Raw genomic sequence first — 23,207 nt, 5'->3', positions numbered from 1 at the left:
TTAAGCATGATTTCCAGCAATATGATGAGCTATCTTATTTTCATTACAAAGAAGTACACCATATAAGGTATGTCCATAAACATCAGTTATTTTTACGTCAACGAATGTCCCTATCATATTAATAGAACCTTTAAATTTCACTATGCGATTATTAACAGTGCGACCGGTTAATTCTATTGTATTTTTACTTGATGGGCCTTCTACTAGAAGACGTTGCGTTGTACCAAGCATACGACGACTCCATTGTAACGCTTGCTGATTAATATGATTTTGAAGAATACTGAGACGCTCTTTTTTTTCTTCTATAGGTATGTTATCCGATATATCAGCTGCTGGAGTACCAGGGCGTTGTGAGTAGATAAAACTAAAACTCATATCAAAATTAATTTCTTTAACTAATTTTAAAGTTTTTTCGAAATCTTGCTGACTTTCAGTAGGAAAACCGATGATAAAATCTGAACTAATCTGAATATTTGGGCGAATAGCCTGTAGTTTTCTGATTATTTGCTTATACTCTGTTACAGTATACGAACGTTTCATCAATGTCAGAATACGGTCAGATCCACTTTGTACTGGTAAATGTAGAAAGCTAACAAGTTTTGGCGTATCTTTGTAAACATCAATAAGATCATCTGTGAATTCCATTGGATGACTAGTAGTAAATCGAATGCGATCGATGCCATCAATCATTGAAATTAAACGCAATAGTTCAGAAAAAGTACAGATTTTACCTTCAAAAGTGATTCCACGATAAGCATTTACATTTTGTCCAAGTAAATTTACCTCTCGTACACCTTGGTTTGCAAGATGAGAAATTTCAAATAAAATATCGTCGCAGGGACGACTTATTTCCTCACCGCGAGTATAAGGGACTATACAAAAAGTACAATATTTGTTACAGCCTTCCATGATTGATACAAATGCAGTTGGATTTTCTATACGTGTCATAGGTAAGTAATCAAACTTTTCAAGTTCTGGAAAACTAATATCAATAATCGGTATTCTTCTAGAATCTACTGCATCGATCATATTTGGCAAGCGATGTAGCGTTTGTGGTCCAAATATAATATCAACATAATTTGCACGTTGTCGAATTTGCATACCTTCTTGACTAGCTACACAACCGCCAACTCCTATGATTAACTTAGAATTATGTTTCTTAAGATTTTTCCAACGGCCTAACTGATGAAAAACTTTTTCTTGTGCTTTTTCACGGATAGAACAAGTATTAAGTAATAGAACATCTGCCTCTTCAGCTATATCTGTTAAGGAAAAATCATGGGTATCGCTTAGTAAATCAGCTATTTTAGATGAATCATATTCATTCATCTGACAACCCCATGTTTTAATATGTAATTTTTTTTTCATAAAAATTAGTAAATGTAATTATTATATCTAACGCTAAATTATAGTGCATTTTATAATGTTATCGTAATTAGAGTATACTGATTTCAGCGCTACTAATTGAACAACACAAAGGGGAATTTGTATTTAAGAGGTATTATCTAAAAAGATATATTTTATTATGGTAATACTTTAAAATAAAACCAAGCTTAATACATGTTATGTAATAAAATTAGATAACAAATTATATTTTGTAAAAAAAATAAACAGATACAATATAGTAAGATACTATCTCATTAAGAGTAATGACTCAATATTGATCTATTAAATTTTTAGCATATTAAATAAGAGCTATTATTTTTATAGACGTACTGTTTGTTTCTGGCATTGAATTATTAGTAATCTTTTACATGTAATGTTTAAAAATATCAATTGCATTCTGCTCTTTCGTTATTAACCTTGGCTTGTAAAATAATTTCATGAATGCATTAAACACAAGAATATAATATATCGTGATATAATGACAATTAATGTTTTATCTTAAATTAAAACTGTAAGTTTTCTTTTAACAATTATAGCAAAGAGACGAATAGAATTTTAAATGTTTAAATAAATTAAATTATTTTTTCTGGGATGCAGGGATTCGAACCCTGGAATACCGGAATCAGAATCCGGCGCCTTACCTCTTGGCAACATCCCAAAATTGATGATCGATTAAAATCCAATTGAATCTATAAAAAATATGAAATAATTATTTGAATAAATTTTTATTATTTTCAGTTAGACATGGCTGGGGTACCTGGATTCGAACCAGGGAATGCCGGTATCAAAAACCGGTGCCTTACCTCTTGGCTATACCCCAATATTTTTAATTTAAATATTAAACATCCATAAATATGTTTTTAGCGGATGCGGAAGGCGAGACTTGAACTCGCATACCTTACGGCGCCAGAACCTAAATCTGGTGCGTCTACCTATTTCGCCACTCCCGCAAAATACTGATGGCTACGACGGGACTTGAACCTGTGACCTCATCATTATGAGTGATGTGCTCTAACCATCTGAGCTACGTAGCCATTTTGGCTATATTATGCATTTTAAATAAATCTTACAGGCATATTATGCGTATTACAAATTATATCGTCAACCATTTTTTACTATTTTCTTACTACATTACATAATATTATATCATTTTTCTAAAATAGAAATTTATCTATAACCTACTGATGTTATAAAAATTTAATCATAAAATTTACTTATAAGCAAATTTATGAATATTTAACACTCGACCTGACGGATCATCTTTAATTTTAAAGGACTCATCCCAATCTATAGCTTTTGTAGATGAGCATGCGACAGATGGACCACCAGGAATACATTCTAGTGCACTAGGTAAAGGAAAAAATTCTTCAAAAATTTGTCGATATAAGTATGCTTCTTTTGTTTTTGGCAAATTATAAGGATAATGGCGATATGCATTATCTAATTGCTCTTGGCTCACTTTTTTATCTGCTATTTCTTTTAGACTATCAATCCAACTATAACCAACTCCGTCGGAAAATTGCTCTTTTTGACGCCATACTACTTTTTCTGGTAAATACGAAGCAAAACATTGACGAAGAATATATTTCTCTATTTTTCCATTATCACCACACATTTTATCTTTTGGATTAATATTCATAGCAACATCTAGAAATTTTTTATCTAAAAAAGGTACTCGTGCTTCTACTCCAAAAGCTGACATTGCTTTATTAGCACGAACACAATCATACATATGTAATGCGAGCAATTTTCGTATATTTTCTTCGTGGAATTCTTTAGCATTGGGCGCTTTATGAAAATATAGATAACCACCAAATACTTCATCTGCACCTTCTCCTGATAAAACCATTTTAATGCCCATTTCTTTAATTTTACGCGACATTAAATACATTGGTATTGAAGCACGAATTGTAGTTACATCATATGTTTCAATATGATAAATCACATCACGGATTACATTTAACCCTTCTTGAATAGTAAAATGTATTTCGTGGTGTACGGTATCTAAATAATCTGCAACAAATTTTGCTTCTTTTAAATCTGGAGATTCTGCTAAACCTACAGAAAAAGAGTGCAATTCTGGCTTTAAAGGAAATTTATTCAATTGATTTTTAAGCGATTTATAAGCATAACGCTTACTAATAGCACAAATAATTGAAGAATCAAGACCACCAGATAACAGTACACCATAAGGTACATCAGACATTAGATGACTTTGTACTGCTTCTTCTAATGCGATTTTTAATGAAGAAATATTTGTTAAATTATCTGATACAGCAGAGTATGCCATCCAATTACGTTGCCAATAGCAGTGAAGTTTGCCATCATTACTAGACAGATAACTACCAGGCGGAAATTCGCTGATGGTTTCGCATACTGGTATAAGTGCTTTCATCTCAGAAGCTATATAAGTGTGATCATGTTTATCTTTGCCCATATAGAGTGGAACGATACCAATATGATCTCTGCCAATAAGATACTTTTTTTTTAATTTATCCCACAAAATAAAGGCAAACATACCTTGTAGGTCATCTAGGAAATTAATATCTTTCTCTTGGTATAATGCTAGAATAACTTCGCAATCAGAACCAGTTTGAAATACATATTTTTTGCTCAATTGTGTGCGTATTTCTTCATGGTTATAGATTTCTCCGTTTACCGCTAGCACATGGGTTTGGTCGACGTTGTAAAGAGGTTGCGCGCCACTATCTACATCAATAATTGACAAACGTTGATGGGCTAATATTACGTAATTATCTATGTATATTCCAGACCAATCTGGGCCACGGTGTCGCATGAGTCTTGAACATTGCAGTGCTTTATTGCGTAGCTCAATAGGATCAGTTTTTAGATCTAATATACCAAAAATAGAACACATAACCAACTCCTGAAATTTTTTCTTAAGAGAATTTTATTCTTTTATTTTATCTAGTACGTTTTGCTATTTAAAATAATAAAAAATTCCGTTCATCAATATAATTAGTACCATCGAAATGCATATTTATCTAGGAAAAAATATTTGTTAATTTTTTTTGTTAACAATTCAAACTGTCTCTATTAAAGAGAGATATTCTAATATTAATTATTATCATAGCAGTAAGAAATCTATTTGACTAATTAGTCAATGTATACTCGTTTTTTTAAAATCATTAATAATATTAAATTTATAAAAATATTTATAATAATGAATATTTAGTTAAAATTTTCATCGTAATACTCGCAATAATTTTTAAAAAATCCAATTAAAAGAAATATTATTCGAGTTTAAATTTAACTTTAATCTTGTAGCATTTTAGCTAAAAAAATTTTTAAATCAAAGAGTAGCATAATGAATACTTAATTTTTAAGTTATAAATATTATTTAAATTTAATATAAGTCATTAGCGAATATAAAAGAATTCGTTTTTAAAAGTTGTTAGTATATATGAACTATATCTATACTCTTAATTTTTAAAAATAAAAGAATTATGATTCTATGTCATATTATCAAATATGATTTAAATGAATTTTTTAAAACTAACTTATACATATTAAATAAACCTATCTGTATAGAAGAAATAAATTAATTTTTTATAAAAATTACTATATATTTTAAATTAACTAGAGCAATAATATTATCTATTTGATAAATGTTAGCATTTTCTTCATTTAAATTATTACAATAATCTTAAAAAATTAATTATACTATTAATCTGTTTAGAAAAATAAGTTCAGTATTATTTATAAGAATTGTATATAAATAAACGAGTGATGAGAATACCATCTAATATTTTGTAATGTTTAAATTTTGTATGGATGTTAATCAACAGTTTTTTATCATTAACCCAATATTTTAACAGTTTTTATGTTTAATCAATTTATATAGAACAAAATACATACTGTTAATATTGTAATTACTTGAATAATCAATATTGATAAATTATGTATTTTATATATTAAATATTTCATTTTATTAATTAAAAAATAAATTTTATGAAAATTCATATAAGAAATTTAGAGATGTGAAAAATTATAAAATAAATTTATTATTATATGAACATTTATAAATCAGCGAATTATGAATATAATTCTTTATTAAAAAAATTAATGTTAATAATATCTTATTTTAAACTAATTGATTGCTATTATTTATAATAACCTTTAAGGTTTTTAGACAAAATTTATGATTAAAAATATTTATTTTAAAATCAACTGAATTAATAAGTGTGTTTTAGAATAATGAAATATTTAATTATTATTAAAATCGGCTATCTTATTGAATTGTAAATTATATTAATACCTTCTTGATAAGTACGTCTATTAAATAAATTTATATTCGATATAAATCTGTTTTATTGATTGTATATTTTTTAATAAGAATAAAACATTATGTTTTATAATAAAAGGTAAACCGCTAGATGTTTAAATTTTAATAGAAAAATAATTAATAAATTGAAAAAAGTATACAATAAAATAATATTGTATTTTAAATTTAAAATAAAATATATGTAGTGAGTTTTGAAAAATCATTTCAGTTAATATTTCAAATTAATAATTAAATACAAAAAAATAAAATTTTTATAATTTATCAACAATGTTTGATGGATCAAATGTTATTTCAAAACAAATCACTATTATATTTAAAAGTTTTAGAAAAATAATAACTTGATCTATAAAATATCAATAGATATTGTTTTTTTCATGTATATAATATATATTATAAAATCTTATTTTATAAATACAAAATACAATTGATCACATTTGTTAATATATATATAGCAAATTGAGCAATGTTTTCGTTTAAAATAATATATTAAAATTATTAAGATTTAAATATGCTTCATTCATAATGAAATAGTTTTGGTATTCTAATAACGAAAAAATTTAACCAATAAGAGTTTTTCCTACTTGTACAAATAGAGCTAGATGATTTTATTCTTCATATTATGTATTAAATAGGCCATACTATTCATTTAGTTCTATAATTTTTTATCTAAATTAATCGGATTAATCTTGATATATTTTTTGTATTGTTCGGATTTATAATACTTGCTAATCTCTATTTATTAAGGATCGTGAGATGACTGAAAATACAGCTAGTCCAACTAATTTTATTCGTCAAATTGTTGAACAAGATTTAGCAAGTGGCAAGTATAACAGTATACACACTCGTTTTCCACCTGAACCTAATGGTTATCTTCATTTAGGCCATGCAAAATCAATTTGTTTAAACTTTGGCATAGCACAAGATTATCAAGGGCAATGTAACTTACGTTTTGATGATACTAATCCTGTTAAAGAGAATAGAGAGTTTATTCGATCCATTGAACATGATGTACAATGGTTAGGTTTTAAATGGAATGGAAAAATTCGCTACTCTTCGGATTATTTTGAACAATTATTTAATTATGCTATTGAATTAATTAATAAAGGATTAGCATATGTAGATGAACTTTCCGTAGAAGAAATTCGTAAATATCGTGGTACCTTAAGTAAACCGGGTAAAAATAGTCCATATCGCGATCGTACCATACAAGAAAATTTAAAACTATTTCAAAGTATGCGCAATGGAGATTTCGAACAAAGTAAAGCTTGTCTGCGAGCTAAAATTGATATGAATTCGAAATTTATTGTAATGCGAGATCCAGTATTGTATCGGATCAAATTTGCTAAACATCATCAAACAGATAATCAATGGTGCATTTACCCAATGTACGATTTTACTCATTGTATTTCTGATGCAATTGAAGGTATTACGCATTCGTTTTGTACTCTTGAATTTCAAGATAATCGGCAATTATATAATTGGATTTTAAATAACATCACTATTTCTAAACATCCACAGCAGTATGAATTTTCTCGTTTAAATTTAGAATATGGGTTATTATCAAAGCGAAAATTAACTCAATTAGTTGATAAAGGGATTGTTGAAAGTTGGGATGATCCACGCATGCTAACTATTTCTGGGTTACGTCGTCGTGGTTATACTCCTACATCTATTCGTGAGTTTTGTCGTCGTATAGGTATAACTAAACAAGATAATTTAGTGCAAATGGCATTATTAGAATCTTGTATTCGCGATGATCTGAATAAAACTTCACCTCGAGCAATGGCTGTATTAGATCCTGTAATAGTAATACTTGAAAATTTGCCAATTGGTTATAAGGAAATGCTGAATATGCCTAATCATCCTAATATTTCAAACATGGGAACACGATCCGTACCATTTAGTCGAAAATTATGGATTGATCGGGCTGACTTTCGCGAAAAAGCAAATAAACAATATAAACGCTTGCGCTTAGGTAAAGAAATAAGACTACGAAATGCCTATATTATTCGTGCTGAACGTATAGTAAAAGATCAAGATGGCAATATTACTGCCATCTATTGTGTTTGTGATTTAGATACATTAGGCAAAGATCCGGCCGATGGCCACAAAGTAAAAGGTGTCATTCATTGGGTTTCCATGGAACATGCACTTTCTGCGGAATTTCGTTTATATAATAATTTATTTAATGTTGCTAATCCCGATAGCAATGAGAATTTTTTGAGTACGATTAATCTAAATTCTTTAGAAATTAAAAGAGGGTTTGTTGAGCCAATGTTAAAGAATGCTGTAGCAATGGTTACTTATCAGTTTGAACGAGAAGGTTATTTTTGTGTCGATAGTGTACTTTCTAATAACTTAAATCTAGTCTTCAACCGTACAGTTACCTTACGTAATTCCTTTCAAAAAAATTGATGTGTGATTGTTTATTAATATCCGGTGATATTATCATGGTTTTTTTAAATGAAATTAAGTACAGTATTCGGAATATTGTAATCGTAGTAAGATATCGCTGATTAAAATAGACATATATAACTATATGATTAACAATCATTTTATTTTTTTCAAGGAAAATGTTTATATAAAAGAAACTGTACTTACAAGACGAAAATATTATTATGCATATAATATTTTCAGTTTGCATAAATAATTTAAAAAATTTATTGATAATATGTTATATATCAAGCTCTCGAGAGAGCTGTTGAACCCATTTTTCTATACGTGCATCAGTTAATTCTGGCTGTCTATCTTCATCAATCGCTAAACCAAAAAAATGTTTTTTATCTGCCAAACCTTTAGAAGATTCAAAATAATAACCTTTAGTTGGCCATTTTCCTATCAATGTTGCACTTGGTTTAATAATATCGTGTATAATTCCCATTGCATCACAAAAATATTCTGCATAATCTTCTTGATCGCCACAACCAAATAAAGCTATTTTTTTACCATTAAAGTCTATTTTTCGTAAAGTTGGAAAAAAATCATCCCAATCGCATTGAGCTTCTCCATAATACCATGTCGGAATACCAAATAATAAAATATTAAAAGATTCTAAATCCTCTTTAGTACTTTTTGCTATATCATATAATTCAGCTATATGTTTTCCAAACTTTATTTGAATCTTTTTTGCAATTTTTTCAGTATTACCTGTATCACTTCCAAAAAAGATACCTAAAATTGCCATGTTAGTAACCTCTTAAATGCTATTTATTATAATATAATATTACAATAAATATATACTCATGAAGTATTTAAATAATATAAATACAAATATAAATTAAATATTTTAAATTTATATTTATAGTCCGATAAAGATTTCTAATTCTTTATACATTGAATTTTAAATTTTCTACTAATGCTGTATGCGTTTATTTAATTAAAAAAATAGAATTATTTAAAATCCATAGATACAAATAACTAATTAATTAATTTTAATAAAATGCACATTCATGCATATGCTGGTTATATCAAATTTTCATGATATAATATATTTTAATTAACTATTAAAAAATACAATATATAATAGAAAAGATTATAACAAGTAATTATCTTTTAAGATAAAAATTATCATCTAACTTATTTTAGATCGAGAAATTTTTTATTCTTAGAGATTATTAGAAAAGTAATTTTTAGCATTTTTATTTAAAATACTAATATCAAGTAATATTTTTAGTTCTCAGCTAATTTTAGAAAGTTAGATAATAATTTTTTTTATTATAAATAGGGTTATCTTTATAAAATTCCATCTATAGTTAGTAAAAACAATATAAATAATTTATTATATACTGATAAAAATTTTTATATAAATAATTTCATATCATAAGTAGTGAATGTAGCTATTTTAAATATTTACTTTTGTAATACGCTATTTTCAATATATATGAATAATGTGTTATTAATACAATCATATCCTATGGTTTAGATTAAGTATCTTTGCTCCGATAAACAACATGGTATTTATAGTAAATTTTACTTTAGCATGTTGGAGTAAGTTATCCTTCATTAACATAGTTATTTTAGCAACTAATTAAATAAAATTTATAATATTGCTAAAATTTTTTAAGGAAAATCGACAATGATCAACCATCCTCGAGCTGGTCAACTCGCCCAGCAGAGCGATTTAATTAATGTTGCACAATTAACTTCACAATATTACGTTTTAAAACCTGATGCAAGTAATCCTGAACAAGTAGTACAATTTGGCACTTCAGGTCATCGTGGTAGTGCAAGACGTCATAGTTTTAATGAAGCACATATTTTGGCGATTACGCAAGCAATCGTTGAAGAAAGAAAAAAAAACGGTATTGATGGTCCTTGCTATGTTGGTAAAGATACTCATGCATTGTCTGAACCAGCCTTTTTTTCAGTGATAGGGGTGTTAGCGGCTAATAAAGTTGATATTATTTTTCAGAAACACAATGAATATACACCTACTCCAGCTATTTCCAATGCTATTATTGAACATAATAAGCAAGGTAACTTACAGGCTGATGGTATTATTATCACCTCTTCTCATAACCCACCTGAAGATGGAGGTATGAAGTATAATTTGCCACATGGTGGGCCTGCTAGTTCATATATAACTAAATTAATAGAAAATCGTGCTAATCAATTGATAAAAGATGAATTAAAAGAAGTTAAATCCTTACCGTTAGCTCAGGCATTTTCAAGTGGCTATATTATCCAAAAAGATTTACTGAAATCATATGTAGAAAATTTAGTAGAGGTAATCGATTTTTCAGCTGCTCAAAAATCGGGATTGAAAATAGGAGTCGATCCATTAGGTGGTGCTGGTATAGCGTATTGGCAATATATTGCTGAATATTATAAATTAGATATTACTATTATTAATAGTAGCATTGATCAGACATTCCGATTTATGCATTTAGATAGAGATGGTTTAGTGCGTATGGATTGTTCATCTGAATATGCAATGGCCAATTTATTATCGTATCGTAATAAGTTTGATTTAGCTTTTGCTAATGATCCAGATTACGATAGACACGGTATTGTGACAAAAGCTGGTTTGATGAATCCAAACCATTATTTAGCCGTAGCAATTAACTATTTATTTCAAAATCGTCCAATGTGGAGCAAAAAGCTTAGTGTAGGTAAAACGCTAGTATCTAGTACAATGATTGATCGCGTTGTTAATAGCATAGGACGTAAGTTAATAGAAGTACCGGTAGGTTTTAAATGGTTTGTTGATGGATTATTCGATGGTAGTTTTGGTTTTGCAGCTGAAGAAAGTGCAGGTGCTTCATTTTTATGTTTGGATGGTTCTGCTTGGTCAACCGATAAAGATGGTATTATAATGTGTCTGCTAGCTTTAGAAATTACTGCAGTAACTGGTAAAAATCCACAACAACATTATGATGAATTATCACGACGCTTTGGTTCACCTAGCTATAATTGTATTCAAGTATGGGCAACAGCACAGCAAAAAGCTTTATTATCTAAACTTTCACCAGACATGCTCAATACGAACATGTTAGCTGGCGATCGAATTATTTCATCCATTAACACTGCTCCTGGAAACGGTATTTTAATCAATGGTCTAAAAGTAATAACAAACAATGGTTGGTTTGTTGTACGTCCTTCAGGCACTGAACATGCTTATAAAATATATTCTGAAAGTTTTATAAATACTGATCACCGTAAACAGATTGAAAAAGAAGCAGAAAATTTTGTTAATGAAGTTCTGAATTCTACTGCATAAAATTTTAAAAAAGTACATTTCTATTATCTATTAGATGATTTACTGATAAAAATACACGTTATATACGTTCAATATGCAATAACTATAACATATACATCTTGAATTCAAAATATAAGCATGAATGTTATATAAAATTTATGAACAATCTAAGAAAGATCCAATAAATTATTAGAGCTATTTTCTAGAATTCTTCTTCTATAAATACCTTAAGCAACGTATCTAGAGTATACATTAGCCATTTTACATATTTTGATATAATTTGTAATGCTGAAATTATATTACAGATTATAGCAATTGTAAATATTACCTTTCAATTAAAGTGATTTGAATTTTTTATATGAGATATTCTTATTTTTAATAAATACATAAAAATCTGTCGTATCAAATATCATTTAATCTATTTAAATCATATAAATAATCAAAATTTAAAATATTAATATTTATTAAAATAAATATTTGATGAAATTAATCTATTGAAATTAATTTTTTAAGTTAATGAACTTTTTACACTATGCTTTAGATTTTAAAAATCAAATTTTTATTCGATAATTAGTAGCAGCAATGTAATACTTGTCTTAAACATACAATAAAATTTGATATAGACTCATGATACATTCAATATAGACTTTATGTATTATAATTTTAATTTTCACATTTCTATTAAATCCTTATTTTGCAATATTACTCAAAGATATTATCAATTCAAAATTCATTGATAATAAATAAACATTAAAGCGTTTTAAATTTTAACTATTTAATTATTTTAGAAAATTAGATATTTATCTGTAAATTTTAAAATGCTCTTTCATGGTGATATTAAAGTGAATCAAGAGATAATATTACTTTTTTTGAGTTTTTCATAATATAGAGATAAGTTAAGAGCTAATTTATAATTTAAGATTTATTTTACAAAAATTAAAAGACTTTCATTTAATCACTTAGCTTGATAATTGCATGTATTGAAACGTATCGCAATTAACTAAATAATATGATATTATTTATTAATATAATCATTAAATTATATTTCAACAGTCTTAGAGTATCATAGTCTTAGTAACATTATATGTCTTTTATCTCAATATTCTTAACAAATTCTAAATTTGTAACAGAGTATTTTGTAAGAGGATTTTATGAAAAATATAGATTTAGAACAAATAGTTAATAAAAAATTAAACACTATTTCTTTTAAAGATTATGCACCAAATGGCTTACAAGTTGAAGGTCGATCTGAAGTAAAAAATCTTATAACTGGTGTTACTGCATGCCAAGCTTTATTAGATCAAGCAGTACAGTATAATGTTGATGGAGTATTAGTTCATCATGGCTATTTTTGGAAAGGAGAATCACAGATCATTAAGGGTATGAAACGTCAACGTCTCCGTACACTGCTTTCAAATGATATTAACTTATACTGCTGGCATTTACCTCTCGATGCACATCCAGAATTTGGTAATAATATACAGTTATCGCGCTTATTTAACATTGAAGTAAAAGGTTATATTTTACCTTTGGTGCTTTGGGGGGAATTTATAAACTCATTGAGTGGTTCAGCGTTAGCTAAAATGATTACTAATTGTTTAGGTCATAAACCGCTTCATTGCAGTGATAATGCACCGGCTATAATTAAACGTGTTGCTTGGTGCAGTGGTAGTGGTCAAAACTTTATCAATGATGCTGCTGAATTTGGTGTTGATGCTTTTATTACTGGTGAAGTCTCAGAACAGACTATACATAGTGCACGAGAGCAGGGATTGCACTTTTTTGCGGTTGGACACCATGCCACTGAACGGAGTGGTATTAAAGCATTAGGCGAATGGCTCGCAAAGCATTATAGCCTTGATATTAACTTTATTGATATATACAATCCTGTCTAATATAAAGTTAGATTTATAATCAATTCAATTCAAGAAGAATTGAATTAATACATCGTATCAATACTCATTACTAGTAAATTCTTTCAGAATAATAATATAACAGTACTTCTACAATATTTGCATTATTTTAAAATCAAGAAAATCACTACTATTATGCTTGCGTAATTATCTTTAGATCTTCACATATATTAATGTCTATGTCTATTATCCTTTACATATAAAATATATAATTTTCTTATTCTATTTTTTTCTTTCTTACATGTGTTTATATAACCTATGTTTTTAGAAATTAAATTACCTTTTATAAAGCCACAGACTGTTTGTAACATTAGCATACAAGTAAAGATTAAACAACTAGCTAATATTCGGACTCGGACTATTTATAGTTACAGCTAGTATGGTAGTTATCTACTTTGTAGATGATGTTCATCATCATATGACTTTATATTCATGGATTGTTTTTTACAATTTTTTTAAAACTGAATGAAAATCACGTTTAGCGTAACCTGTATACAGCTGACGAGGTCGAGCGATCTTCATGCCTTCATCATGCATTTCTTTCCAATGCGCAATCCAGCCTACCGTGCGTGCCATAGCAAAAATTACTGTAAACATTGAAGATGGGATACCTATTGCTTTTAAAATGATGCCAGAATAAAAATCCACATTTGGATATAGCTTGCGTTCGATAAAGTACGCATCATTCAAAGCAATATGTTCCAACTCCATTGCTACTTCTAATAAATTATCTTTCATTCCTAGTTCATTTAATACTTCGTGACATGTTTCACGCATCACAGTTGCACGAGGATCGTAATTTTTGTATACACGATGTCCGAAACCCATTAACCGAAATGAATCATTTTTATCCTTAGCACGTCGTATAAATTCTGGAATGTGCTCTATAGTTCTAATTTCTTCCAACATACGTAATGTGGCTTCATTAGCTCCGCCATGTGCAGGTCCCCATAGTGAAGCAATACCGGATGCGATACAGGAAAAAGGGTTAGTACCTGAAGAACCAGCAGTGCGTACAGTAGAAGTCGATGCATTTTGTTCATGATCAGCATGCAATATTAAAATACGATCCATTGCCCGTTCTAGTACTGGATTCACTTTATACTCTTCACAGGGTGTTGAAAACATCATATACAGAAAATTAGCCGCATAGGAAAGATCATTACGCGGATATATAAAGGGTTGACCAATTAAGTATTTATAGCACATAGAAGCCATAGTTGGCATTTTTGAAAGTAAACGAAAGGCTGCAGTTTCGCGATGACTTTTAATTTTGACATCCAGGGAATCATGGTAAAATGCTGCTAATGCACCAGTAACGCCACACATTACTGCCATAGGATGTGAGTCACGTCGAAAACCATGGAATAGACGAGTAATTTGTTCATGAATCATAGTATGACGAATAACGGTAGTGCGAAATTCATCATACTGTATCTGAGTAGGTGATTCCCCATTAAGCAAAATGTAACAAACTTCAAGATAGTTAGAGTGGATTGCTAACTGGTCAATAGGAAAACCACGATGTAATAAAATTCCTTCATCGCCATTAATAAAAGTAATTTTAGATTTACATGATGCAGTTGAAGTAAAACCGGGATCAAAAGTGAACAGACCCTTAGAACCGAGTAGACGCACATCAATAACAGCCGGTCCTAGCGTGCCTTGTATTACATTCAGTTCAAGAAAAGTGTCATCTTGTAAATTTACAGTGATTTTATTATCTGTCATTTTTCGTCTCCATAGCGCTTCTAAACATGCATGTAAGGATTTGAGACACTGGAAAAAATTTTAATAATTAAGTAATACTAAAATTTCATAGCATTACTTTTTGCTTAAAAAATATCGTCCAAAATTACAGAGCGGAAGATATTTTCAAGCTACTGACAATGTAAAGGTATTATATATTATACAGTATAGATTTTAAAAACCTGTTATGTTATAGCTTATATATTGTCACATAAGTAATCTTACATAATCTAAGCTTCAGGAACAGCATATTTTTACAATTTTTATTAAATAAATTTATTTAATTATTAAAATTAATTACTTTTTATTTAAATAATTAAAATAATTTAGTCCTAAAATAAATAATTAAGAATTACTATTAAGTTTAATGTAATTAATTGATTATTATAAGTAAGCAATTGTAATCATGAATTGATAATTCTATACTGCATTTTCAATGTGCAAATATCCTAGAACAAGAAGTCGCCTAATATTTTTGAATTTATTGATATGATTAGGTAGTATGCATATATGCCGCCATTTTGTTTCAGCAATAGTTACAGTGGACTCCAATAAACTGTAGACTAATTGTAATTCTAAAATGGAAGATTTCAAAATCAAAAGATTTGTGTAGGTAAAACTGTGAAAAAAAAAAGACCTGTTAATTTGAATCTAACAACTATCCGTTTCCCTCTTACTGCCATATCTTCTATTTTACATCGTGTTTCTGGCGTAAGTATTTTTTTTGCTTTAGGAGTACTGCTTTGGTTATTGGACCTTTCTCTTTCTTCTCCTAAAGGCTTTGGACAAGTCGCATGTATTATAGATAGATTTTTCATGAAATTCATTCTTTGGTCTATTCTAACTATATTAGCATATCATGTAATTAGTGGTTTTCGTTATATAATGATGGATGTTGGCTATTTGCCAGAAACATTAATAGTGGGAGTGCGTGCTGCAAAAGTAGTTTTTGCTTTGACTGTGCTGCTCTCAATTTTTTTTGGAGTCATTATATGGTAAGTAAAGCTTCTTCTGCGTTAGGGCGAAATGGCATCTATGATTGGTTATTATTACGCATTTCTGCGGTTCTCATTAGTTTTTACATTTTATATATTACGGTATTTTTGATCATTAAGTATCCTTTAACATATAATATTTGGTGTAAATTTTTTGCTTATTATTTTACTAAAATATTCACTCTATTAACATTATGTGCAATTTTATTACATGGTTGGATTGGAATGTGGCAAGTTTTAACTGATTATGTAAAACCAATTGCAATACGTTTAGTATTACAATTTATAATTATGATAATTTTATTATTCTATGTAATTTATGGAGTTATTGTTGTGTGGGGTATATAATGAGATTCTCAATCAGAGAATTTGATGCTATAGTCATTGGAGCAGGTGGTGCAGGTATGCGTGCCGCTTTGCAGATTTCTCAATTAGGTCATAATTGTGCGTTGTTATCTAAAGTGTTTCCAACTCGTTCCCATACTGTATCGGCACAGGGAGGTATTACAGTTGCATTAGGTAATACCCATGATGATAACTGGGAATGGCATATGTACGATACAGTTAAAGGTTCTGATTACATTGGTGATCAGCATGCAATTGAATATATGTGTAAAACTGGTCCTGAAGCAGTGTTAGAATTAGAACATATGGGCATGCCGTTTTCTCGTCTTCAAGATGGACGAGTGTATCAGCGTTCTTTTGGTGGACAATCTAAAAATTTTGGCGGTGAGCAAGCAGCACGAACTGCAGCAGTTGCAGATCGTACTGGACATGCCTTATTGCATACACTCTATCAGCAAAACTTAAAAAATAAAACTACTATTTTTTCAGAATGGTACGCTTTAGATCTAGTAAAAAATGTTGATCACGCCATTGTAGGTTGCATTGCTATTTGTATTGAAACAAGTGAGATAGTCTATTTTAAAGCAAAGGCTACGATTTTGGCAACAGGTGGTGCTGGTCGTATTTACCAATCTACTACCAATGCACATATCAATACTGGTGATGGTATAGGTATGGCATTACGTGCAGGTGTACCTTTACAAGATATGGAAATGTGGCAGTTTCATCCAACTGGTATTGCAGGCATTGGTATACTTATAACGGAAGCTTGTCGTGGTGAAGGAGGTTATCTATTAAACAAATATGGTGAACGTTTAATGGAACGTTATGCCCCTAATGCTAAAGATTTAGCGAGTCGTGATGTGGTAGCACGTTCAATGATGATCGAAATTCGAGAAGGTCGTGGTTTTGATAATGCTCCATGGGGACCACATATTAAATTAAAACTTGATCATCTTGGCTCTCAAATATTGGAATCTCGTTTGCCAGGAATTTTAGAACTATCTCGTACATTTGCCCATGTCGATCCCCTTAAAGAAGCAATCCCTGTTATTCCAACTTGTCATTACATGATGGGAGGTATTCCAACTAAAATTACTGGTCAAGCATTACGCCTGAACCAAAAAGGTGAGGACGAAATAATACCTGGCTTATTTGCAGTAGGGGAAGTGGCATGTGTATCAGTACACGGCGCTAATCGTCTTGGTGGTAATTCACTGTTAGATTTAGTAGTATTTGGTCGTGCAGCTGGTATTCATTTAATGGAATGTATTCAAGAACAAGGACCATTGCGTAATGCAACATTGGATGAAATTGATGCGGCTATAAAACGTTTTAACCATTGGCAAAATAATACTACGGGTGAAGATCCAATAAATGTTTATAAGGCACTTCAGAAATGTATGCAAAACAATTTTTCAGTTTTTCGTGAAGGCAAATCAATGAAACAGGGTTTAGAAGAATTACAATCTATTCGTAAACGATTAAAATTGGCGCGGCTCGACGACCGTTCGCGCGATTTTAACACTCAACGCATTGAATGTTTTGAATTAGATAATTTGATGGAAACCGCATATGCCACAGCTGTTTCGGCTAACTTTCGTACTGAAAGTCGAGGTGCACATAGCCGTTTTGACTATCCTGAACGCGATGATGAAAATTGGCTATGTCATAGTCTCTATATACCACAAACTGAAATTGTAATAAATCGTAAAGTAAACATGAGTCCAAAATTACGTGCGGCTTTTCCGCCAAAAATTCGTACTTATTAATCAATTAGGCAGGTCATCATGGAACTGCAATTATCTATTTATCGTTATAACCCGAGTTTTGATGACAAACCATATATGCAGGATTTCATTTTAAAAGTAGACGATGATGGTAAAATGATGTTATTAGAAGTATTGATTCGTTTAAAAGAAAAGGATCCAACATTAACTTTTCGTCGTTCTTGTCGAGAAGGTGTATGTGGTTCGGATGGTCTAAATATAAATGGAAAAAACGGTTTAGCATGTATTACTCCAATTTGTTCAATAAAAAATAGTCAGCGTAAAATTGTGGTACGTCCCTTACCAGGACTGCCAGTTATTCGAGATCTTGTAGTTGATATGGAAAAATTTTATATTCAATATCAAAAGATTAAACCTTTCCTATTGAATAATTCTGAAAATGTACCTGTAAGAGAATATATACAGAATCTTGATGAACGTAAACAGTTAGATGGCCTTTACGAATGTGTTCTGTGTGCATGTTGTTCTACTGCCTGCCCGTCTTTTTGGTGGAATCCAGATAAATTCATTGGTCCAGCTGGCTTGTTAACTGCATATCGATTTCTAATCGATAGCCGCGATACAGAAACTCAAACACGTTTGGCTAATCTCAAAGATGCTTTCAGTGTATTTCGTTGCCATAGTATTATGAATTGCGTAAATGTATGTCCTAAAGGACTTAATCCAGCACAAGCTATTGGAAAAATTAAATCGCTCCTTGTACGACAGGAAGTATGTTAATTAGAAAAAAATTGTTTCATCAAAATGATATTCCTATTTTTTTAAAAAACTTGTAAATTCGGTATAAACCATCCTTAATAATTATAAAATGTAATGTATAGATAGAAGTAGTTCGACCTCGTATTGCAATAATGTTAATATCGCTGATGCTTATCATAACAAGTCGCGACTTTAGCAAAAAATAAAACCTCAAAACATAAATGATGCTTAAGGGATCAAAATGCAGAACAGCGCGATGAAATTCTGGCTGGACTCCTCCTGGCTAGCTGGCGCGAATCAATCTTACATAGAGCAACTCTATGAAGAATTTCTCACCGATCCTGAATCTGTTGATACAGTATGGCGTGTGATATTCCAACAACTTGCTGCTGCTAGTGTAAAACCTGAAGTGTTTCATTCTACCATGCGTGAGTACTTTCGTCGATTGGCTAAAAACACAACATACTGCTCTTCTAGAATTATTAACCCAATAATTAATTTCAAACAAGTTAAAGTATTACAACTAATTAATGCATTTCGTCTACGTGGTCATGAAAATGCTAAGCTTGATCCATTGTGTCTTTCGAAGCAAGAGACCATATTAGCTCTTAATCCGGCTTATTACGATTTAGATCAAAATGATTTTCAAACAAGCTTTAGCGTTGGTTCTTTTGCCATTCCTAAAGAAACTATGAAGCTGGATGATCTTTATGCATTACTGAAAAAAGTTTATTGTGGTTACATCGGTGTAGAGTACATGCACATTAATAATATTGAAGAAAAACATTGGATCCAGCGTCGAATTGAATCAGAAATGAATCATATTAGTTTCAGTAACGAGCAAAAAAAAACTTTTTTAAAAGAACTGACTGCTGCAGAAGGTTTAGAAAAATATCTTGCCGCAAAATTCCCTGGTGCAAAACGTTTTTCTTTAGAAGGTGGGGATGCATTAATCCCTATGTTACGTGCAATAATTCATTACGCTGGTCAAAATGGTACACGTGAAGTAGTACTAGGTATGGCACATCGAGGTCGCCTGAACGTATTAGTAAATGTATTAGGTAAAAAACCTCAAGATTTATTTGATGAATTTTCTGGTAACAATAAAGAGTGCATGGGTACAGGTGACGTAAAATATCACATGGGTTTCTCTTCAGATATTGAAACTTGTTATGGTTTAGTACATATGGTACTAGCTTTCAATCCTTCTCATCTTGAAATTGTTAGCCCGGTGGTAATGGGATCAGTACGAGCCCGTTTGGATCGTTTAATAGGAGATAACACCACTAATGAAGTGCTTCCTATTACTATTCATGGAGATGCTGCGGTAATTGGTCAAGGTGTAGTCCAAGAAACACTAAATATGTCACAAGCTCGCGGTTACGAAGTTGGTGGTACTATACGTATCGTTATTAATAACCAGATCGGCTTTACTACTTCTAATTTAAAAGATATTCGTTCAACACTCTACTGTACCGATATTGGCAAAATGGTCTTAGCACCTATTTTTCATGTTAATGCTGATCATCCGGAATCAGTTGTTTTTATTACTCGTCTAGCATTGGAATACCGTAATACTTTTAAACGCGATATTTTTATTGATCTAGTATGTTACCGTCGTCACGGTCATAACGAAGCTGATGAGCCAACTGCTACACAACCGATGATGTATGAAAAAATTAGAAAACATCCAACACCTCGAATAATCTATGCCGATCAATTAGTAAAAGAAGGTATTGTAACACTTCATGATACTATTGAAATGGTTAACCTTTATCGTACCGGATTAGATAGAGGTGAATGCGTAGTACCTGAGTGGCGTTCAACGAAACTTCAATCTCGTACTTGGTCGCCGTATCTGAATCACGATTGGAATGAGCACTATGAGGCAAAGCTTCAACTACAGCACTTACAAGAACTAGCATTGCGAATAAGTTATGTACCAGAGTCGGTTGAAATGCAATTACGTGTTGCTAAAATTTATAAAGATCGTCAAGAAATGGCAAAAGGTGAAAAATTATTTGACTGGGGAGGCGCAGAAAACCTAGCTTATGCTAGCTTAGTAGATCAAGGTATTAGTATTCGTTTATCTGGTGAAGACTCTAGTCGTGGCACATTTTTCCATCGTCACGCAGTAATCCATGATCAGAAAAATGGTAAAACCTATACACCATTACATCATGTTCATAGTGCACAGGGTCAATTTAAAGTATGGGATTCCATGTTATCGGAAGAAGCAGTGCTAGCATTTGAATATGGTTATGCAACGACAGAACCACGAGTACTGACTATTTGGGAGGCGCAATTTGGTGACTTTGCTAATGGAGCACAGGTAGTAATTGATCAATTTATTAGTTCTGGTGAACAGAAATGGGGACGCATGTGTGGACTAGTGATGTTATTGCCACATGGTTATGAAGGACAGGGACCAGAACATTCTTCGGCTCGTTTAGAACGTTATTTGCAACTGTGCGCACAACAGAATATACAGGTCTGTATACCATCTACTCCAGCACAAATATATCATATTTTACGTCGACAAGTACTGCGTAGAATGCGTCGCCCATTAATTGTTATGTCGCCAAAATCGTTGTTGCGCCATCCATTAGCAGTTTCTTCTTTAGAAGAGTTAGCAAGTAGTACGTTTCAACCGGCTATTGGTGAGGTGGATAGTTTAAATCCAAAAGAAGTCAAACGTGTAGTTTTATGCTCTGGTAAAGTTTACTATGATCTATTAAAAGAACGTCGTAAAAATAAGCAAATCAATATTGCTATTGTACGTATTGAACAACTTTATCCATTTCCGCATAAGGCAATAAAAGAAATTTTAAAAAACTATTGTCATGTTCAGGATTTCTTTTGGTGTCAAGAAGAACCACTGAATCAAGGGGCATGGTACTGTAGTCAGCATCATTTCCGTGAGGTGCTGCCAGTTGGTGCATCACTGCGTTACGCAGGTCGTCAGGCTTCTGCTTCACCAGCGGTTGGGTACATGTCCGTACATCAAAAACAGCAGCAAGACTTGGTTAATAGTGCGCTGAAGCTTGATTAATAAAAAGGAAAACCAATGAATATCGTAGAAATTCTTGTTCCCGATTTACCTGAATCTGTAACGGATGCAACGGTTGCAAAATGGCACAAACAACCTGGCGATTTGATAGAACGCGATGAAGTCATCGTTGAAATTGAAACCGATAAGGTAATACTAGAAGTGCCTGCTTCTGCTAACGGAATATTAGAAGTAATTCTACAAACAGAAGGTACTATCGTCACTTCTCGTCAAATTCTAGGACAGCTAAAAGAAATAGATAGTCATAAACAATGCAATGAAAAAAAAATTCCAGATAATGAATTAATTTTTAAAGATTCTATTTTTCAAGAGAGCTCTAATAATAATCTTCTCAAACAGAAGATGAATGATACGTTAAGTCCCGGTGTACGTCGTTTCATTGCTGAAAATGAACTTGAAGTTAGTTGTATTGAAGGTACTGGCTTAGATGGTCGGATTACACGTGAAGATGTAGAAAAAAGATTGATAGATTCATCAAAAAATCTTAATAAAAATATATCAATTCCTATCATTCCTGACAAACAATCAACTAATTATGATAGAGAAAAACGTGTGCCAATGACGCGTTTACGCAAACGCGTAGCAGAACGTTTATTAGAAGCAAAAAACAATACTGTAATGTTGACTACTTTTAATGAAGTTAACATGCAACCGATTATTGATTTACGTAAACAGTACGGTGAGAACTTTGAAAAACGTTATGCAGTACGTTTAGGGTTTATGTCATTTTATATTAAAGCAGTATTAGAAGCGTTAAGACGTTTTCCTGAAGTAAACGCATCGATTGATGGTGACGATATAGTATATCATGACTATTTCGATATAAATATAGCAGTTTCTACACCGCGTGGTTTAGTAACACCTTTGTTAAAAAATATCGATGCACTTAGTATGGCTGAAGTTGAAAAAAAAATTAAAGAGTTAGCAATAAAAGGCCGTAATGGTAAGCTAACTGTAGAGGAGTTAACGGGTGGTAACTTTACTATAACTAACGGCGGTGTATTTGGTTCGTTGATGTCAACACCTATTATTAATCCACCGCAAAGCGCAATTTTGGGCATGCATGCTATTAAAGATCGTCCTATAGCGCGTAATGGTGAGGTAGTTGTATTACCGATGATGTATTTAGCTCTGTCTTATGATCATCGTCTAATAGATGGACGTGAAGCAGTAGGTTACTTAGTTACTGTGAAAGAAATGTTAGAAGATCCAGTACGTCTACTTTTAGATATCTGATTTTCATCAATTGTTCTATC

General features: G+C 30.9%; 13 protein-coding genes and 4 tRNA genes. 9 read left to right on the top strand and 8 right to left on the bottom strand.

From position 1 onward, the window contains the following. The 6 genes from miaB to asnB form a co-directional block, all read right to left on the bottom strand. On the bottom strand, nt 1–1,368 hold the full coding sequence (gene miaB, locus BMSBPS_RS01985; RefSeq protein ID WP_044170035.1) for a tRNA (N6-isopentenyl adenosine(37)-C2)-methylthiotransferase MiaB: 1,368 nt from the start codon (nt 1,366–1,368) through the stop codon (nt 1–3). Between the two features lie 604 nt (nt 1,369–1,972). Next, nucleotides 1,973–2,044, bottom strand: a tRNA-Gln gene (locus BMSBPS_RS01980). An 87-nt stretch (nt 2,045–2,131) separates the two neighbouring features. Then, nucleotides 2,132–2,206: transfer RNA gene (locus tag BMSBPS_RS01975), tRNA-Gln, on the bottom strand. Between the two features lie 48 nt (nt 2,207–2,254). Next, nucleotides 2,255–2,336, bottom strand: a tRNA-Leu gene (locus tag BMSBPS_RS01970). 10 nt (nt 2,337–2,346) lie between these two features. Next, nucleotides 2,347–2,420: transfer RNA gene (locus BMSBPS_RS01965), tRNA-Met, on the bottom strand. 176 nt (nt 2,421–2,596) lie between these two features. Next, nucleotides 2,597–4,264, bottom strand: a complete 1,668-nt coding sequence (gene asnB / locus BMSBPS_RS01960) for an asparagine synthase B (RefSeq protein ID WP_046201128.1) — start codon at nt 4,262–4,264, stop codon at nt 2,597–2,599. Between the two features lie 2,181 nt (nt 4,265–6,445). On the opposite strand from asnB, the gene glnS reads away from it, so the two are divergent. Next, nucleotides 6,446–8,107, top strand: coding sequence for a glutamine--tRNA ligase (glnS, locus tag BMSBPS_RS01955; protein WP_046201127.1), 1,662 nt, complete (start codon nt 6,446–6,448; stop codon nt 8,105–8,107). Nucleotides 8,108–8,366: 259 nt separating this feature from the next. On the opposite strand, the gene fldA is transcribed toward glnS, so the two are convergent. After that, complete coding sequence (fldA, locus tag BMSBPS_RS01950; protein ID WP_046201126.1) at nt 8,367–8,876, bottom strand: flavodoxin FldA; 510 nt, start codon at nt 8,874–8,876, stop codon at nt 8,367–8,369. Between the two features lie 891 nt (nt 8,877–9,767). On the opposite strand from fldA, the gene pgm reads away from it, so the two are divergent. Together pgm and BMSBPS_RS01940 are read left to right on the top strand one after the other, a co-directional pair. Further along, entirely contained in the window at nt 9,768–11,411 is a 1,644-nt protein-coding gene (pgm, locus tag BMSBPS_RS01945; protein WP_022564748.1) for a phosphoglucomutase (alpha-D-glucose-1,6-bisphosphate-dependent), read from the top strand. Between the two features lie 1,130 nt (nt 11,412–12,541). Then, nucleotides 12,542–13,285 carry a type 2 GTP cyclohydrolase I gene (locus tag BMSBPS_RS01940; RefSeq protein ID WP_022564747.1) on the top strand — a complete coding sequence of 248 codons (744 nt, stop codon included), beginning with the start codon at nt 12,542–12,544 and terminating at the stop codon, nt 13,283–13,285. A 462-nt stretch (nt 13,286–13,747) separates the two neighbouring features. Here the strand turns inward: BMSBPS_RS01940 and BMSBPS_RS01935 are convergent, their stop codons facing one another. Next, nucleotides 13,748–15,034: a citrate synthase gene (locus BMSBPS_RS01935; protein ID WP_022564746.1), complete on the bottom strand. Its 1,287-nt coding sequence runs from the start codon at nt 15,032–15,034 to the stop codon at nt 13,748–13,750. 621 nt (nt 15,035–15,655) lie between these two features. Between BMSBPS_RS01935 and sdhC the strand changes: the two genes are divergently transcribed. The 6 genes from sdhC to odhB all read left to right on the top strand — a co-directional run bounded on the left by sdhC (nt 15,656) and on the right by odhB (nt 23,187). Beyond that, a complete protein-coding gene (gene sdhC / locus BMSBPS_RS01930) occupies nt 15,656–16,051 on the top strand; it encodes a succinate dehydrogenase cytochrome b556 subunit (protein WP_070097430.1) in 396 nt (131 codons plus the stop codon). Beyond that, entirely contained in the window at nt 16,045–16,395 is a 351-nt protein-coding gene (gene sdhD / locus BMSBPS_RS01925; RefSeq protein ID WP_022564744.1) for a succinate dehydrogenase, hydrophobic membrane anchor protein, read from the top strand. The genes sdhC and sdhD overlap by 7 nt, the downstream gene beginning before the upstream one ends. Further along, complete coding sequence (gene sdhA, locus BMSBPS_RS01920; RefSeq protein WP_046201125.1) at nt 16,395–18,164, top strand: succinate dehydrogenase flavoprotein subunit; 1,770 nt, start codon at nt 16,395–16,397, stop codon at nt 18,162–18,164. The genes sdhD and sdhA overlap by 1 nt, the downstream gene beginning before the upstream one ends. 18 nt (nt 18,165–18,182) lie before the next feature. After that, on the top strand, nt 18,183–18,902 hold the full coding sequence (locus BMSBPS_RS01915; RefSeq protein WP_022564742.1) for a succinate dehydrogenase iron-sulfur subunit: 720 nt from the start codon (nt 18,183–18,185) through the stop codon (nt 18,900–18,902). 220 nt (nt 18,903–19,122) lie between these two features. After that, complete coding sequence (sucA, locus tag BMSBPS_RS01910) at nt 19,123–21,933, top strand: 2-oxoglutarate dehydrogenase E1 component (RefSeq protein WP_046201124.1); 2,811 nt, start codon at nt 19,123–19,125, stop codon at nt 21,931–21,933. 15 nt (nt 21,934–21,948) lie between these two features. Next, a complete protein-coding gene (gene odhB / locus BMSBPS_RS01905; RefSeq protein ID WP_022564740.1) occupies nt 21,949–23,187 on the top strand; it encodes a 2-oxoglutarate dehydrogenase complex dihydrolipoyllysine-residue succinyltransferase in 1,239 nt (412 codons plus the stop codon). Nucleotides 23,188–23,207: the final 20 nt, after the last annotated feature.

Source organism: Candidatus Pantoea carbekii, from assembly GCF_000971765.1.
Taxonomy (GTDB): Bacteria; Pseudomonadota; Gammaproteobacteria; order Enterobacterales; family Enterobacteriaceae; genus Pantoea_A; species Pantoea_A carbekii.
Note: the sequence above shows the minus strand (reverse complement) of the source record. Positions and strands in the feature narration are given on the sequence as shown.